16 protein-coding genes are annotated in these 14,256 nt (G+C 63.5%); 9 read left to right on the forward strand and 7 right to left on the reverse strand.

The features are described 5' to 3' along the window. Nucleotides 1-56 precede the first annotated feature (56 nt). The 7 genes from JQ591_RS29465 to JQ591_RS29495 form a co-directional block, all read right to left on the reverse strand. Nucleotides 57-344, reverse strand: coding sequence for a GIY-YIG nuclease family protein (locus JQ591_RS29465; RefSeq protein WP_027519749.1), 288 nt, complete (start codon nucleotides 342-344; stop codon nucleotides 57-59). Nucleotides 345-526: 182 nt separating this feature from the next. Further along, nucleotides 527-814 carry a GIY-YIG nuclease family protein gene (locus tag JQ591_RS29470; protein ID WP_027519749.1) on the reverse strand — a complete coding sequence of 96 codons (288 nt, stop codon included), beginning with the start codon at nucleotides 812-814 and terminating at the stop codon, nucleotides 527-529. Between the two features lie 184 nt (nucleotides 815-998). Next, on the reverse strand, nucleotides 999-2,168 hold the full coding sequence (tarD, locus tag JQ591_RS29475) for a D(-)-tartrate dehydratase (RefSeq protein WP_211399488.1): 1,170 nt from the start codon (nucleotides 2,166-2,168) through the stop codon (nucleotides 999-1,001). A gap of 118 nt (nucleotides 2,169-2,286) precedes the next feature. Next, nucleotides 2,287-2,544: a DUF3297 family protein gene (locus tag JQ591_RS29480; protein WP_018318553.1), complete on the reverse strand. Its 258-nt coding sequence runs from the start codon at nucleotides 2,542-2,544 to the stop codon at nucleotides 2,287-2,289. After that, nucleotides 2,541-3,017 carry a glutathione peroxidase gene (locus JQ591_RS29485; RefSeq protein WP_211399489.1) on the reverse strand — a complete coding sequence of 159 codons (477 nt, stop codon included), beginning with the start codon at nucleotides 3,015-3,017 and terminating at the stop codon, nucleotides 2,541-2,543. The genes JQ591_RS29480 and JQ591_RS29485 overlap by 4 nt, the downstream gene beginning before the upstream one ends. A gap of 2 nt (nucleotides 3,018-3,019) precedes the next feature. Then, nucleotides 3,020-4,420, reverse strand: coding sequence for an amidase family protein (locus tag JQ591_RS29490; protein WP_211399490.1), 1,401 nt, complete (start codon nucleotides 4,418-4,420; stop codon nucleotides 3,020-3,022). A gap of 211 nt (nucleotides 4,421-4,631) precedes the next feature. After that, nucleotides 4,632-4,889 (reverse strand): DUF6894 family protein, encoded by a 258-nt coding sequence (locus tag JQ591_RS29495; RefSeq protein WP_211399491.1) that lies wholly within the window; start codon nucleotides 4,887-4,889, stop codon nucleotides 4,632-4,634. A 247-nt stretch (nucleotides 4,890-5,136) separates the two neighbouring features. On the opposite strand from JQ591_RS29495, the gene pqqA reads away from it, so the two are divergent. The 9 genes from pqqA (at nucleotide 5,137) to JQ591_RS29540 (ending at nucleotide 14,222) form a co-directional block, all read left to right on the forward strand. Then, complete coding sequence (gene pqqA / locus JQ591_RS29500) at nucleotides 5,137-5,217, forward strand: pyrroloquinoline quinone precursor peptide PqqA (protein ID WP_007595659.1); 81 nt, start codon at nucleotides 5,137-5,139, stop codon at nucleotides 5,215-5,217. Nucleotides 5,218-5,334: 117 nt separating this feature from the next. Next, entirely contained in the window at nucleotides 5,335-6,264 is a 930-nt protein-coding gene (gene pqqB, locus JQ591_RS29505; protein ID WP_211399492.1) for a pyrroloquinoline quinone biosynthesis protein PqqB, read from the forward strand. Then, nucleotides 6,261-7,040 (forward strand): pyrroloquinoline-quinone synthase PqqC, encoded by a 780-nt coding sequence (gene pqqC, locus JQ591_RS29510; protein WP_211399493.1) that lies wholly within the window; start codon nucleotides 6,261-6,263, stop codon nucleotides 7,038-7,040. The genes pqqB and pqqC overlap by 4 nt, the downstream gene beginning before the upstream one ends. 22 nt (nucleotides 7,041-7,062) lie before the next feature. Further along, entirely contained in the window at nucleotides 7,063-7,374 is a 312-nt protein-coding gene (gene pqqD / locus JQ591_RS29515; RefSeq protein ID WP_211399494.1) for a pyrroloquinoline quinone biosynthesis peptide chaperone PqqD, read from the forward strand. Continuing rightward, nucleotides 7,371-8,570, forward strand: a complete 1,200-nt coding sequence (gene pqqE / locus JQ591_RS29520; RefSeq protein ID WP_211399495.1) for a pyrroloquinoline quinone biosynthesis protein PqqE — start codon at nucleotides 7,371-7,373, stop codon at nucleotides 8,568-8,570. The genes pqqD and pqqE overlap by 4 nt, the downstream gene beginning before the upstream one ends. Continuing rightward, nucleotides 8,560-9,546 (forward strand): prolyl aminopeptidase, encoded by a 987-nt coding sequence (gene pip / locus JQ591_RS29525; RefSeq protein ID WP_211399496.1) that lies wholly within the window; start codon nucleotides 8,560-8,562, stop codon nucleotides 9,544-9,546. The genes pqqE and pip overlap by 11 nt, the downstream gene beginning before the upstream one ends. A 146-nt stretch (nucleotides 9,547-9,692) precedes the next feature. After that, a complete protein-coding gene (locus JQ591_RS29530) occupies nucleotides 9,693-10,370 on the forward strand; it encodes a DUF4286 family protein (RefSeq protein ID WP_211399497.1) in 678 nt (225 codons plus the stop codon). A 235-nt stretch (nucleotides 10,371-10,605) separates the two neighbouring features. Beyond that, the gene (locus JQ591_RS29535) at nucleotides 10,606-12,405 is read left to right on the forward strand and encodes an FAD-dependent oxidoreductase (protein WP_211399498.1); all 1,800 of its coding nucleotides are present in this window, start codon (nucleotides 10,606-10,608) and stop codon (nucleotides 12,403-12,405) included. Continuing rightward, nucleotides 12,375-14,222 carry a 2-oxoacid:acceptor oxidoreductase subunit alpha gene (locus tag JQ591_RS29540; RefSeq protein WP_211399499.1) on the forward strand — a complete coding sequence of 616 codons (1,848 nt, stop codon included), beginning with the start codon at nucleotides 12,375-12,377 and terminating at the stop codon, nucleotides 14,220-14,222. The genes JQ591_RS29535 and JQ591_RS29540 overlap by 31 nt, the downstream gene beginning before the upstream one ends. Nucleotides 14,223-14,256 lie beyond the last annotated feature (34 nt).

The raw sequence follows: 14,256 nt of genomic DNA on the forward strand, positions 1-14,256 counted from the left end.
TCTGGATTGCTTCGCTGCGCTCGCAATGACGGAGTGTGCGGTAATACCTGGTGCAATCAGATCAGCGTCTCGTACAAATCCATCCAGTCCGGATTGACGCTCTCGATCAGCGCGAGCTTCTTTTCCCGGCTGCCGGCCTTGATCTGCTTCTCGCGTGTGATCGCGTCGGTCATCGTCGCGTGCAGCTCGTACCAGACGAGAAGCTTGCAGCCATACTTTGACGAGAACCCCTTCACCAAGCCCTCGCGGTGCTCGAACGCGCGGCGCGGTGGATTGGACGTGACGCCTGTATAGATCGTCCCGTTGCGGCGATTGGCGAACATGTACACGCAGGGCTGCTTCATGATCGTGCTCAGCTGAGGAGAGCATTCATGATATCACAACCAAGAGATGATTGCGAGACTTTCGCCACATCGTCATTGCGAGGAGCACTTGCGACGAAGCAATCCAGGTTGCCTCCGCGGAAATATTCTGGATTGCTTCGCTGCGCTCGCAATGACGGAGTGTGCGGTAATACCTGGTGCAATCAGATCAGCGTCTCGTACAAATCCATCCAGTCCGGATTGACGCTCTCGATCAGCGCGAGCTTCTTTTCCCGGCTGCCGGCCTTGATCTGCTTCTCGCGTGTGATCGCGTCGGTCATCGTCGCGTGCAGCTCGTACCAGACGAGAAGCTTGCAGCCATACTTTGACGAGAACCCCTTCACCAAGCCCTCGCGGTGCTCGAACGCGCGGCGCGGTGGATTGGACGTGACGCCTGTATAGATCGTCCCGTTGCGGCGATTGGCGAACATGTACACGCAGGGCTGCTTCATGATCGTGCTCAGCTGAGGAGAGCATTCATGATATCACAACCAAGAGATGATTGCGAGACTTTCGCCACATCGTCATTGCGAGGAGCACTTGCGACGAAGCAATCCAGGTTGCCTCCGCGGAAATATTCTGGATTGCTTCGCTGCGCTCGCAATGACGGAGTTTGTGGCACGGCCGTCGCGCCCCCTACTCAGCCAGCGCCTTCATTTCCTTGTAGAGATCCGATTTGCCTTCGAAGCCGATGCCGGGGAGATCGGGCATGGTGATGTGGCCGTCCTCGACGCGGACGCCGTCGGGGAAGCCGCCGTAGGGCTGGAACAGGTCGGGGTAGCTCTCGTTGCCGCCAAGGCCGAGGCCGGCGGCGATGTTGAGCGACATCTGGTGGCCGCCGTGGGGGATGCAGCGGCTCGGCGACCAGCCGTGGGTCTTCAACACCTCCAGCGTGCGCTGGTATTCGCACAGGCCGTAGGACAGCGCGCAGTCGAATTGCAGCCAGTCGCGGTCGGGCCGCATGCCGCCGTAGCGGATCAAATTGCGGGCGTCCTGGTGGCTGAACAGGTTCTCGCCCGTTGCCATCGGCCCCGGATAGAATTCGGCGAGGGCTGCCTGCAGCGCGTAGTCGAGGGGATCGCCGACCTCCTCGTACCAGAACAGCGGATAGTCGCGCAGCATCTTGGCATAGGCGATCCCGGTCTCCAGATCGAAGCGGCCATTGGCGTCGACGGCGAGCTGCGCGTCCTTGCCGATCTCCTTCAGCACCGCCTCGATGCGGGTGCGGTCATCCTCGATATCAGCGCCACCGATCTTCATCTTCACGACGTTGTAGCCGCGATCGAGATAACCGCGCATCTCGCCGCGCAGCATCGAGAGGTCCTTGCCCGGATAATAGTAGCCGCCGGCGGCGTAGACGAACACGCGCGGATTTGCCTTGACGCCATGACGCTCGGCCAGCATGCGGAATAGCGGTTGGCCTGCGATCTTCGCCACGGCATCCCACACCGCCATGTCGATGGTGCCGACCGCGACCGAGCGCTCGCCATGACCGCCCGGCTTCTCGTTGGTCATCATCGCGCCCCAGACCTTGTCGGGGTCGAGATTGTCGCCGGCCGCGTTCAGCAACGATTTCGGATCGGCCTCCAGGATACGCGAGGCAAAGCGCTCGCGGATCAGGCCGCCCTGCCCGTAGCGGCCGTTGGAGTTGAAGCCGTAGCCGACGACGCGCTTGCCGTCGCGGACGACGTCGGTGACGACGGCAACCAGGCTCGTCGTCATCTTGGTGAAATCGATATAGGCGTTGCGGATCGGCGAAGAGATCGGTTTCGTGATCTCGCGGACGTCGACGATGCGGATAAACATGGGGTTTCCTTTCGTCATTGCGAGCGAAGCGAAGCAATCCAGAAATGCATCCGCGGAGATAGTCTGGATTGCTTCGTCGCAAGGGCTCCTCGCAATGACGAGGAGAGAGCGCGCGCTCTTACTTTTTATCCCTGAAATACGGCTCGACCGGGCCGTGCACCTTGATGGTCAGCGGGTTGCCGTGGCGGTCCTTGGCGTTGCCTGCGGTGACGCGGACCCAGCCTTCGCTGATGCAGTATTCCTCGACATTGGTCTTCTCGACACCCTTGAAGCGAATGCCGACGTCGCGCGCCAGGATGTCGGCGTTGTAATAGGGACTGTTCGGATCGACCGAGAGGCGGTCCGGAAATTCGTCGCTCATGATTGTCTCGCTCATAACAGGGTCTCGATTTGCTGCCGCAATCCTTCGGGCCGTGCGGTCGGCGCGTAGCGCGAAACCACCTTGCCGGCGCGATCCACCAGGAATTTGGTGAAATTCCATTTGATGGAGGCGCCCAGCAGGCCGGATTGCTGGCGTTTCAGGTACTCATACAACGGATGCGCATTGCTGCCGTTGACGTCGATCTTCTCGAACAGGGGAAAGGTGACGTCGTAATTGGTCGAGCAGAACGCCTGGATCTCGCTCGCCGCTCCAGGCTCCTGCGCGCCGAACTGGTTGCAGGGAAAGCCGAGCACCGAGAAGCCGCGGGGATTGAGATTGCGATGCAGATCCTCCAGCCCGCGATATTGCGGCGTGAAGCCGCATTTGCTCGCGGTGTTGACGATCAGCAGCACCTGTCCCTCGAAGCGTTTCATCGGCACTTCTTCGCCGAGAAGCGAGTTGGCCTTGAAGTCGTAGATCACCGACATCGCTAACCCACGGGGTCGATCGGCGACGGCGGCACGCCGCCCGCCTCGATCGCCTCGCCTGCGAGCAGGCAGAGATCCTCGCGATAGCGGCCGGACACGATGTGCACGCCGACCGGCGCCTTGCCGACGAGGCCGGTGGAGACCACGAGGCCCGGCAGGCCCATGAAGGGAGTGGCGATCTGCGGCAGCTGTGCTTCCCAGACGCGTTTGAAGGACGAGTCGTCCTTGCGGTCGAGATGATCGGGGAACGGCAATTCGCCGGAGACCGGCGTCAGCAGCACGGCATATGTCTCGAAGAACAGCATCCATTCGCGGGTCAGCGTGGCGCGGCGGGTCAATGCCTTGGCGTAATTCGCCTGGTCCATCGGCGTGACCCTGGCGCGGTTGCCGCGCAGGCACGCCAGCGCGCCGGGATCGCCCTCACGCTCGGCCATTTCGAGTTGCGCCTCGTAGCCGTCGCCGAGCCAGAGTTTTATCTGCCACTCGACGGCCTCGCGCATCGGCGGCGCGTTCTCGATCACGTCGACAGTCCAGCCCGCACGCTCCAGCCGCTTGCCGGCATCGTTCACGGCCGCCTTCACCTCCGGCGTGGTCGCAAGGCCATCCGGATTGAGGCAGAGCGCGGCGCGCTTGGGCCGCGCGGGGCCTTCCAGCGGCGCCGGCACGAACCAGGGATCGCGGATGTCGCGGGCCGACATCGCCGCGAGCGAAATCCTGATGTCGTTTACGGTGCGCGCCAGCGGTCCCGACACCGCCATGATCTGCGGCCCGATCGGGCGCTCCGGCAGGGCCGGATTGAAGGCCGGGATGCGGCCCAGGGTCGGGCGCAAGCCATGCACGCCGCAGGCATAGGCGGGATAACGGATCGAGCCGGCAATGTCGGTGCCGTGGGCGATATGGCCGATGCCGGCCGCGACCGCCGAACCGGCGCCGCCGGACGAGCCGCCCGGCGTCAGCGAGGCGTCGCGGGGGTTCTTGGTGTCGCCGTGGACCAGGTTGGTGGTGAACCAGCGATAGGAAAAGGCCGGGCAATTGGTGCGCCCAAGCAGAATGGCGCCGGCCTTGCGGAAATTGGCGACCACCGGATTGTCCTCGCGCGCGATCAGGTCGCGCTGGAGCTTGAGGCCGTTGGTGGTGGCAAAGCCCTCCTGGTCGACATTGGCCTTGATGGTGACGGGCACGCCGGCCAGCACCCCGGGGTCCTCCCCCCTCGCAATGGCGGCATCGACGGCGTCAGCCTGCTTGAGCACGTCCTCCGGCCGGTGGTCGATCACGGCGTTGAGGCTGGGATTGACGGCGTCGAGCCGGGCGAGGCCGGCCTGCGCGGCCTCCCTGGCGGAGACCTTTTTGGCTTTGACGAGGTTGGCGAGGTCGGCCGCCGACAGGCGCCAGAGATCTTGCATGGTTTGCTCCGTGTAACCGGCGTCTTTTAGCGCCGGGAACGCGGCAAAGCCATGCAGATTTCGCAGGGGCGAAGGACGGGTTTGGTGCCGGATAGCGCCTCATTCTCCGTCATTGCGAGCGCAGCGAAGCAATCCAGACTGCCTCCGCGGAAGCAGTCTGGATTGCTCCGTCGCAAGGGCTCCTCGCAATGACGGGGAGAGAGTCGGGGACCTAATGCCTGGTCGCGGACTGGTCGGGGATGTCCAGCAATGCCTCGGTGAAGGGGAATTCGAGCACAATCTCGCCTTCGAGGTCGGTGACCTCAATGACCGCCTCCATCAGGGCCGGCTGGGTGCCTTCCGATCTCAGCACCTCCAGAATCATCTGGCGGGCAACCTCCCAGGCGCGGTCGGGATTGCGCAAATCCTCTCCCTCAGGATCCACGATCAGTTCGTCGCCGATACGGGTGTTGAAGAAATATCTGGGCATCACGAAGTTCCAATTGGGTCGCCTGTGCCGGATTGAAAGCTGCACCGCACTCACAACTGCTTTATCAGGACAGGGTTCGCGACCGAATGCGCCAAGCGCAAGGCTGCGTCCTCAGAAGTGATGTTCCGCCATCATATTTCGCGGCGCAACATGAGTTTCTCGGGAAGATTTCACTAGCGAACTTTTCCGCCCGCATTACTTTAACCGTGGGCGGATACGTCCGAATTCACGAAAATGGAGAGCCGAAATGGCCTGGAAAGCCCCGAAGATCGTCGAAGTGCCCTGTGGCATGGAAATCAACATGTATGTGAGCGCCACCCGCAAGTAAGTGGCTGGCGATCTGCGTTCAGCGCAGGTGGATCTTTCGGTCACGGCAGGTTTCCGGCCGACGGAAACCGTGTTGGCCTGAGATCCACCTCGCAGCGTTCCTTCCAGGAGACGGATCATGCTTCGCGTCGTCGTCCTGGGCGCCGCAGCCGGCGGCGGAGTGCCGCAATGGAATTGCGGCTGCGAGGGCTGCCGGGCGGCCCGTGAAAACGGCCAGGAGCTCCAACGGACCCAGGCCTCGGTCGCCTTCAGCGGCGACGGCGAGCACTGGTTCCTGATCAACGCCTCCCCCGACCTCCGCCAGCAATTGAATGCCACGCCACAGCTGCATCCGAAGGCAGGCGCGCTGCGCCATACGCCGATCGCAGGCGTGATCCTGACCAACAGCGAAGTGGACGCGGTGGCGGGCCTGCTGTCGATGCGCGAGGGCTCGCCCTTCACCGTCTATGCGCATGAGAAGGTGCTGGCGATCCTGAAGGCCAACAGCATCTTCAACGTGCTGAACGAGAAGAACGTGCAGCGCCAGCCGGTCGACATCAACGAGCCGTTCGAGCCGCGGCTGCCGGACGGGGCGCGCTCAGGACTTGAGGTGCTGCCCTTCGCGGTCTCGGGCAAATCGGCCTGGTACCTGGAAGGCAAGGTGCATCCAGGCGGCGACACCGGCGAAGGTGATACGCTGGGGCTGAAGATCACCGAAAAATCGACCGGCAAATGCTTCTACTTCATCGCCGCCTGCGCCGAGGTCACCGACGCGCTCAAGGCCGAGATCGACGGCGCTTCGCTGGTGTTCTTCGACGGCACGGTGTGGCAGGACGACGAGATGATCAAGGCCGGCCTCGGCCACAAGACCGGCAAGAGCATGGGCCATGTCGCGATGTCCGGCGACCACGGCACCATCGCGCGGCTCGCCGACCTCGCTCTCGACAGGAAGATATTTCTGCATATCAATAACTCGAACCCGGCGCTGCTGCCCGCTTCCCCCGAGCGCAAGGCCGCTGAACAGGCGGGCTGGCAGATACCCGCTGACGGAACGGAGATCGTGCTGTGAATGCCGCGTCACTGACTGGAATGACCGCGCTCTCGGTCGGCAAGGACATCAGGCTCAACTCGGCCGAGGAGCTGGAGGCGACGCTGCGCCATATCGGGGCGACGCGCTATCACAGCCTGCATCCGTTCCATAAGCTGCTGCACGGCGGCAAGCTGAACAAGGGCCAGGTCCAGGCCTGGGCGCTGAACCGCTATTATTACCAGAGCACCATCCCGATCAAGGACGCGGTGGTGATCTCGCGCTTCCGCGATCGCGCCACGCGGCTGGAATGGCGCCACCGCATCGAGGATCATGACGGCGATATCGGCTCCGAAGGCGGTATCGAGCGCTGGCTGAAGCTGACCGACGGCCTCGGGCTGGACACGGCCTATGTGGAATCGACCGAGGGCATCTTGCCCGCGACTCGCTTCGCCGTTGAGGCCTATGTGCACTATTGCCGCGAGAAGTCGCCGCTGGAGGCGATCGCCTCCTCGCTCACCGAGCTGTTCGCGCCGAACCTGCACGAAGAGCGCATTGCCGGCATGCTAGAGCACTATGACTTCGTCAATCCCGATATCATGAGCTACTTCAAGCGGCGCCTAACACAGGCACCGCGCGATGCCGGCTTTGCACTCGACTATGTCAAGGCGCATGCCACGACGCCCGAGCAACGCGCGTCCGTCTGCAACGCGCTGATCTTCAAGACCAACGTGCTGTGGGTCCAACTCGACGCGCTCCAACACGCCTATGTCGAGGGCCACATTCCGCCGGGCGCGTTCGTGCCCCAAGAACACTAAAAAGCGAGCTGAGGAACAATTGATGGCCGGGCCGCGTAACATCAGCGTCAGCGAGACGAGCCGGCCGGTGCTGCCGAGGCACGCCAAGCTGAAATATGACGAAACGCGGAAAGTATGGGTGATCCTGGCGCCCGAACGCGTGCTGGCGCCGGACGAGATCGCGGTCGAGGTCTTGCAGCTCTGCGACGGCGAGCGCAATGTCGGCGACGTTTCCGACCAGCTCGCGGCAAAATACGCCGCGCCGCGCGAGGCGATCCTGGCCGACGTCATTGTCATGCTGCAGGATCTCGCCGACAAGGGCTTTCTCACGGAGGCCCGGGAGAAGACGTCATGAGCGATGTGCTCGGCAATCCCACCATCCCGCCCGACGCCAGCGACAGCCTCGCGGTGCTGGAGAAGAGCCGCTCGACGGCGGAGGCGTTCGGCATTCCGCTCGCCGTGCTGCTCGAAGTCACCCATCGCTGCCCGCTGCAATGCCCCTATTGCTCCAACCCGGTCGAGCTCGACCGCTCGGGCAAGGAGCTGACCACCGAGGAATGGAAGAAAGTCCTGAGCGAACTCGCCGAGATCGGCGTGCTCCAGGTCCATTTCTCCGGCGGCGAGCCGACGGCGCGCAAAGACCTCGTCGAGCTGGTCAAGCATGCCAGCGACGTCGGCCTCTACACCAACCTCATCACCTCGGCCGTGCTGCTGACGCGCGAGCGGCTGAGCGAGCTTGCCGATGCCGGGCTCTGCCACGTGCAGATCAGCTTCCAGGGCACCGAAGAGGGCCTGGCCGATCGCGTTGGCGGTTACAGAGGCGGGCACCACAAGAAGCTCGAAGTGGCAAAATGGACGCGCGAGCTTGACCTGCCGCTCACGGTGAATGCGGTGATGCACCGGCAGAACCTGCACCAGCTCCCCGACATCATCCAGATGTCGGTCGATCTCGACGCCGACCGGCTCGAGGTCGCCAATGTGCAATATTACGGCTGGGCGCTGAAGAACCGCGCCGCGTTGATGCCGACGGTGGCGCAACTCGACGAGTGCACCCGCATCGTCGAGGAGGCCCGCGAGCAGCTCAAGGGCCGGCTTACGATCGACTATGTCGTTCCCGACTATTATGCGCTGCGGCCGAAGAAGTGCATGGGCGGCTGGGGCCGGCAGTTCTTCAACATTTCGCCGGCCGGCAAGGTGCTGCCCTGCCACGCTGCCGAGAGCATCACCGGGCTCGACTTCGAATCGGTGCGCTCCAACCATTCGATCGCCTGGATCTGGCAGAATTCGGACGCCTTCAACCGCTATCGCGGCACCGGCTGGATGAAGGAGCCGTGCAAGTCCTGCGAATTCCGCGAGATCGATTTCGGCGGCTGCCGCTGCCAGGCCTTTGCGCTGACCGGTGACGCCGCCAACACCGATCCTGCCTGTGCTCTGTCGCCGCTGCACGAGACCATCTTCAAGCAGGCCGAGCGCGAGGCCGAGGGCGAAACCAACCGCTTCATCTACCGCAATTTCGCCGGCGGCACCCTGGAATCCGAGAATGGTGCCTGACGCCGACGCGGCCAGCTCAGTCAAGCGCGCCGATCCCTTTGCGCCGCTGACCTCCGAAACGCTCGACGTCGGCGACGGCCACGAGCTCTATGTCGAGGGCGTCGGCCGCACTGGCGGAATCCCCGCGGTCTATCTGCATGGCGGCCCCGGCAGCGGTTGCCAGCCCGACCATCGCCGGCTCTTTGATCCTGACCGTTTCCATGCCGTGCTGTTCGACCAGCGCGGCTGCGGCCGCAGCCGGCCGAAGGGATCGCGCGAGCACAACACCACGCAGCATCTGATCGCGGACATGGAAAAGATCCGCGAAAAATTCGGCTTCGACCGCTGGATGGTGGTCGGCGGCTCCTGGGGCGCGACGCTGGCGCTGGCTTACGCGCAGGCGCATCCCAAGCGCGTCTCCGGGATTGCGCTCCGCGCGACGTTTCTCGGCACGCGTGCTGAAGTCGAGATCGCCTTCACCTCGCGCCTGTCGCAATTCTACCCCGCGCTCCACGAGGATTTTCTGAGCGTGCTGCCGGTCGAGGAGCGCGCGCGGCCGGTGGAAGCCTACTATCGCCGCATCCTCGATGCCGATCCGGCCGTGCATGGCCCCGCATCGCGCGCCTGGCACGACACCGAGCGCGCATTGTCGGAGCACAAGGCGGCAAAGACGCGGCTGGACCTGGCGTCGCTGAATGTCTGGCGCACATTGCCGGCGACGCCGTTCATGGAGGCGCATTATTTCGTCCAGGACAGCTTCATGACGGAGAACCAGTTGTTGCGAAACGCCGGCAAGCTCGACGGCATTCCCGGCATCATCGTCCAGGGCCGCTACGATCTGTTGTGTCCTCCCGAGACATCTCAGGCGCTCGCGAAGGCGTGGCCGGGTTCCGAGATTCGCATCGTGGAAGAAGCCGGCCATTCGCTCTATGATGGCGGCGTGCGGGACGCGGTCATGAAGTCGATCGCGGATCTTGCTTCGAAGACCTCGCGCTAGATCTATCTCCTCATCCTGAGGAGCGCTCCGACGGAGCGCGTCTCGAAGGATGTAGGCCGAGATGCAGCAGCGGGGGCCTTCATGGTTCGAGACGCAACTTCGTGGCTCCTCACCATGAGGGTCTGAATGGGAAGGACAACAAGAAAATGCCGCTCGCCGGTAAGGGCATGCTGCTGACGTCGATGGACATCGACGCGGCCGATGAAGCCGATTTCAACCGCTGGTACGATCGTGAGCATCTGGAAGAGCGCGTCGCGATCGACGGATTCCTCGAGGCGCGGCGCTATGTCGCGCATGCCGCCAATCCCAAATATCTCTCCTTGTATTCGACCGCGACGCTCGACGTGCTCGACAGTCCCGCCTACCGGGCGCGGCTCGCCAATCAGACTGAATGGTCGCGGCGGAGCATGGCGCATTTCAAGAACATGCTGCGGGTGGTGGCCCGCATCACGGTCAGCAACGGCACTGGCCGCGGCGCGGCGCTCGGCCTCGTGCGGCTGCGGCCGGCGCCGGACAATGCAGTCGCGTGGCGTGACGCACTGCAAGAAAGGCTGGCGCCGGAAAAGCGCGAGGGCGTCATCTCGATGCATCTGCTCGAGAGCGAACCGGAATTGTCGGGCGCAACCGCGGACATTCCGGCGATGCGCAACGAAGGCGCGCGCGACTGGTTCGTGCTGATCGACGGCACGCATGTCGGCGCGGTCTCGGCCGTGATCGCCGAGCGCTTCACCGGCCCTGCCGCCCCGCCATTCCCGCTTCCTGTGTCGGTCGGCACCTACAGCCTGATGTGGGACCTCGCAAAGAGCGACATCGCGCGCAACTGAGCAATCGGACGCATCGCAACATATTGCACCGCCACATGCTGCGCGCGGCCGTTAATGCTGTGCGCGCGTAGCTCCCATGAAAGAGGGGAAGCGCGGAAATTTGCCGTTGTACTTCGGAGTGGTTCTAATAAGCTAACCCAATGACGTCATTCAGAAACCAGATCGCCGCGCGTTAGCGTTCGCCAAGCTCAAGAAAAGGCCGCGGGGTCTTTGAGCCTGCGCGGACAGGGTAGGAATGAAACCGACCGATATCGCGGCCCCCGACTACTTTCACAAGGTGGTCGATTGCCAATGGGCCTGTCCTGCGCACACCCCGGTTCCCGAATACATCCGACTGATCGCCCAAGGCCGCTACAGCGACGCCTACATGATCAATTGGAAATCGAACGTGTTTCCCGGAATTCTGGGGCGCACCTGCGATCGTCCATGCGAGCCGGCGTGCCGCCGCGGACGCGTCGAGGAAACGCCGGTCGCGATCTGCCGCCTGAAGCGCGTCGCCGCCGACTTCAAGGACGACATCACGCAACGCTTGCCGCGGCCCTCGGCCAAGAACGGCAAGCGCGTTGCATTCGTCGGCGGCGGTCCCGCTTCGCTGACGGTGGCGCGCGATCTCGCGCCGCTCGGCTATCACTGCACCGTGTTCGACGGTGATCCCCAAGCCGGCGGCATGATGCGCTCGCAGATCCCGAAATTCCGCTTGCCCAATTCGGTGATCGACGAGGAGACCGGCTACATCCTCAATCTCGGCGTCGAATTCAAGGGCGGCCACCGCATCGAGAGCATGAAGGCGCTGCTCGCGGAGAAGTACGACGCGATCTTCGTCGGCTCCGGCGCACCGCGCGGCCGCGAGCTCGACATTCCCGGTCGCAAGGAAGCAACCGCCAACATCCATATCGGCATCGATTGGCTGTCCTCGGTCTCGTTCGGTCATATCGACAAGATCGGCAAGCGCGTCATCGTGCTCGGCGGCGGCAACACCGCGATGGATTGCTGCCGCACCGCGCGCCGCCTCGGCGGCGAGGACGTCAAGGTGGTCGTGCGGTCCGGCTTCGAGGAGATGAAGGCCTCGCCCTGGGAGAAGGAAGACGCGCTCCACGAGGACATCCCGATCCTCAACTACCTCGTCCCCGTCGCTTTCGTCCACGACAACGGCAAGCTCACCGGCATCACCTTCCAGAAGGTGAAGGCCGAATACGACGCCAAGGGCCGCCGCAACCTCGTGCCCTCGGGCGAACCGGACCAGACCATCGAGTGCGACGACGTGCTGGTCGCGGTCGGCCAGGAGAACGCCTTCCCCTGGATCGAGCAGGACTGCGGCATCGAGTTCGACAAATGGCACATGCCGAAGGTCGATCCGAAGACCTTCGTCTCCACCAATCCAAAAGTGTTTTTCGGCGGCGACGCCGCGTTCGGGCCGAAGAACATCATCTGGGCGGTGGCGCAGGGCCATGATGCCGCGCTGTCGATCCACAAGATGCTCTCGGGCGAGGACATCACCGAGCGGCCATTGCCCGAGGTGTACATCTCCTCGCAGAAGATGGGCATCCACGAATGGAGCTATGACAACGACATCTCCAACGACAAGCGCTTCAAGGTGCCGCATCGCGACAAGGTGATCGCGCTGAAGGACATCCGCGCCGAGGTCGAGCTCGGCTACGACGTCAAGCTCGCGCTGGGCGAGGCCGAGCGCTGCCTGAACTGCGACGTCCAGACCGTGTTCTCGACCTCGCTCTGCATCGAGTGCGATGCCTGCGTCGACATCTGTCCTATGGACTGCATCACCTTCACTGACAACGGCGAGGAAGGCGATCTCCGTCAGCGCCTGAAAGCGCCCTCGCCGCATCCAGACCAGGATCTCTATGTGTCCAGCGACCTCAAGACCGGGCGCGTGATGATCAAGGACGAGGATGTCTGCCTGCATTGCGGGCTGTGCGCCGAACGCTGTCCCACCGGCGCGTGGGACATGCAGAAATATCTCATCGAGATGACTTACGCAGGTTCAGCATGTCCGACAAAAAGCCGATCAGCAGCGTAAACGACTTCGTCGTCCGTTTCGCAAACGTCAACGGATCGGGCTCGGCCAGCGCCAACGAGATGTTTGCGCGCGCGATCCTGCGCCATGGCGTTCCGGTGAGCCCACGCAACATCTTCCCCTCCAACATCCAGGGCCTGCCGACCTGGTACGAGGTGCGGGTGACCGAAGACGGTCATCTCGGCGCCCGCGGCGGCGTCGACATGATGGTGGCGATGAACCCGCAGACCTGGGACAAGGACGTGGCCGGCATCGAGCCCGGCGGCTATCTGTTCTACGATTCCACCAAGCCGATGCCGTCGACGAAATTCCGCGACGACATCACCGTGATCGGCGTCCCCCTGACCGCGATCACCAACTCGACTTACACCGATCCGCGCCAGCGCCAGCTGTTCAAGAACATCATCTATTTGGGCAGCCTTTCGGCGCTGCTCGACATGGACCCGAAGCTGATCGAGCAGCTGATCGGCGAGCAGTACAAGGGCAAGGAGAAGCTCTTGTCCTCCAACGTCCACGCGCTGCATCTCGGCCGCGACTGGGCGCTCCAGAATCTGAAATGCCCGACCGGGCTGCGGGTGAAGAAGTCCGACAAGGTCGGCGACCGCATCTTCATCGAGGGCAACAGCGCGGCCGCGCTCGGCGCCGTCTATGGCGGCGCCACGGTATGCGCCTGGTATCCGATCACACCGTCCTCGTCGGTGGCGGAGGCTTTTACCGCCCACTGCAAGAAGTACCGGCATGATCCGGAGACCGGCAAGGCGAAGTACGCGATCGTGCAGGGCGAGGACGAGCTGGCTTCGATCGGCATCGTGATCGGCGCCTCCTGGAACGGCGCGCGCGCCTTCACCGCCACCTCCGGCCCCGGCATCTCGTTGATGACCGAGTTCATCGGCCTGTCATATTTCGCCGAAATCCCGGCCGTGATCATGAACATCCAGCGCGCCGGTCCCTCGACCGGCATGCCGACCCGGACCCAGCAATGCGACATCATCGCCTGCGCCTATGCTTCGCATGGCGACACCAAGCATGTGCTGCTGTTTCCGGAGGATCCCGCCGAAGCGTTCGAGTTCGCGGCCGCGGCTTTCGATCTCGCCGAGCGGCTCCAGACCACCATCTTCCTGATGCTCGACCTCGACATCGGCATGAACCACCGGCTCTGCCGTCCGCTGAAATGGGACGACGCCCGGCAATATGACCGCGGCAAGGTGATGACGGCGGAGATGCTGGACGAAGGCCGCGACTTCGGCCGCTATCTCGACGTCGACGGCGACGGCATCCCCTACCGAACCTATCCCGGCACGCATCCGACCAAGGGCTCCTATTTTACCCGCGGCACTTCGCGTGACCGCTATGCGCGTTACTCCGAGGAAGGCTCGGTCTACGCCGACAACATGCAGCGCCTCATGCGCAAGTTCGAGTCCGCGCAGGATATGGTGCCGCGGCCGCTCCAGGCCAATGCGGAACGGCCGACTAAATACGGCGTGATCTATTTCGGCTCGACCTCGCCGGCGATGGACGAGGCGATCGGATTGCTGGACGCGCGCGGTCATCAGCTCGACCGCCTGCGCATCCGCGCCTTCCCGTTCCACTCCAGCGTGGCGAGCTTCCTCGCCGAGCACGATTTCGTCTACGTGGTCGAGCAGAATCGCGACAGCCAGCTGCGCCAGCTCATCGTCAACGAGAACGGCATCGACCCGGTGCGGCTCGTGCCGATCGTGCATTACGACGGCTCGCCGATCACCGCCCGCTTCATCGCAAAAGCCATTGGCGACCACCAGGATCACCTCAAGGTGACCCCGCTCCGCAAGGCCGTGTCATGACCGACGTCTTGCTCTCTCTTTCGTCATGCCCGGG

Source organism: Bradyrhizobium canariense (genome assembly GCF_018130465.1).
Lineage (GTDB): Bacteria > Pseudomonadota > Alphaproteobacteria > Rhizobiales > Xanthobacteraceae > Bradyrhizobium > Bradyrhizobium canariense_C.

Excerpts from the sequence above, each read along its gene's own strand:
- JQ591_RS29465 (WP_027519749.1), bottom strand. The coding sequence starts at position 344 with ATGAAGCAGCCCTGCGTGTACATGTTCGCCAATCGCCGCAACGGGACG.
- JQ591_RS29470 (WP_027519749.1), bottom strand. The coding sequence starts at position 814 with ATGAAGCAGCCCTGCGTGTACATGTTCGCCAATCGCCGCAACGGGACG.
- tarD (WP_211399488.1), bottom strand. The coding sequence starts at position 2,168 with ATGTTTATCCGCATCGTCGACGTCCGCGAGATCACGAAACCGATCTCT.
- JQ591_RS29480 (WP_018318553.1), bottom strand. The coding sequence starts at position 2,544 with ATGAGCGAGACAATCATGAGCGACGAATTTCCGGACCGCCTCTCGGTC.
- JQ591_RS29485 (WP_211399489.1), bottom strand. The coding sequence starts at position 3,017 with ATGTCGGTGATCTACGACTTCAAGGCCAACTCGCTTCTCGGCGAAGAA.
- JQ591_RS29490 (WP_211399490.1), bottom strand. The coding sequence starts at position 4,420 with ATGCAAGATCTCTGGCGCCTGTCGGCGGCCGACCTCGCCAACCTCGTC.
- JQ591_RS29495 (WP_211399491.1), bottom strand. The coding sequence starts at position 4,889 with ATGCCCAGATATTTCTTCAACACCCGTATCGGCGACGAACTGATCGTG.
- pqqA (WP_007595659.1), top strand. The coding sequence starts at position 5,137 with ATGGCCTGGAAAGCCCCGAAGATCGTCGAAGTGCCCTGTGGCATGGAA.
- pqqB (WP_211399492.1), top strand. The coding sequence starts at position 5,335 with ATGCTTCGCGTCGTCGTCCTGGGCGCCGCAGCCGGCGGCGGAGTGCCG.
- pqqD (WP_211399494.1), top strand. The coding sequence starts at position 7,063 with ATGGCCGGGCCGCGTAACATCAGCGTCAGCGAGACGAGCCGGCCGGTG.
- pqqE (WP_211399495.1), top strand. The coding sequence starts at position 7,371 with ATGAGCGATGTGCTCGGCAATCCCACCATCCCGCCCGACGCCAGCGAC.
- pip (WP_211399496.1), top strand. The coding sequence starts at position 8,560 with ATGGTGCCTGACGCCGACGCGGCCAGCTCAGTCAAGCGCGCCGATCCC.
- JQ591_RS29530 (WP_211399497.1), top strand. The coding sequence starts at position 9,693 with ATGCCGCTCGCCGGTAAGGGCATGCTGCTGACGTCGATGGACATCGAC.
- JQ591_RS29535 (WP_211399498.1), top strand. The coding sequence starts at position 10,606 with ATGAAACCGACCGATATCGCGGCCCCCGACTACTTTCACAAGGTGGTC.
- JQ591_RS29540 (WP_211399499.1), top strand. The coding sequence starts at position 12,375 with ATGTCCGACAAAAAGCCGATCAGCAGCGTAAACGACTTCGTCGTCCGT.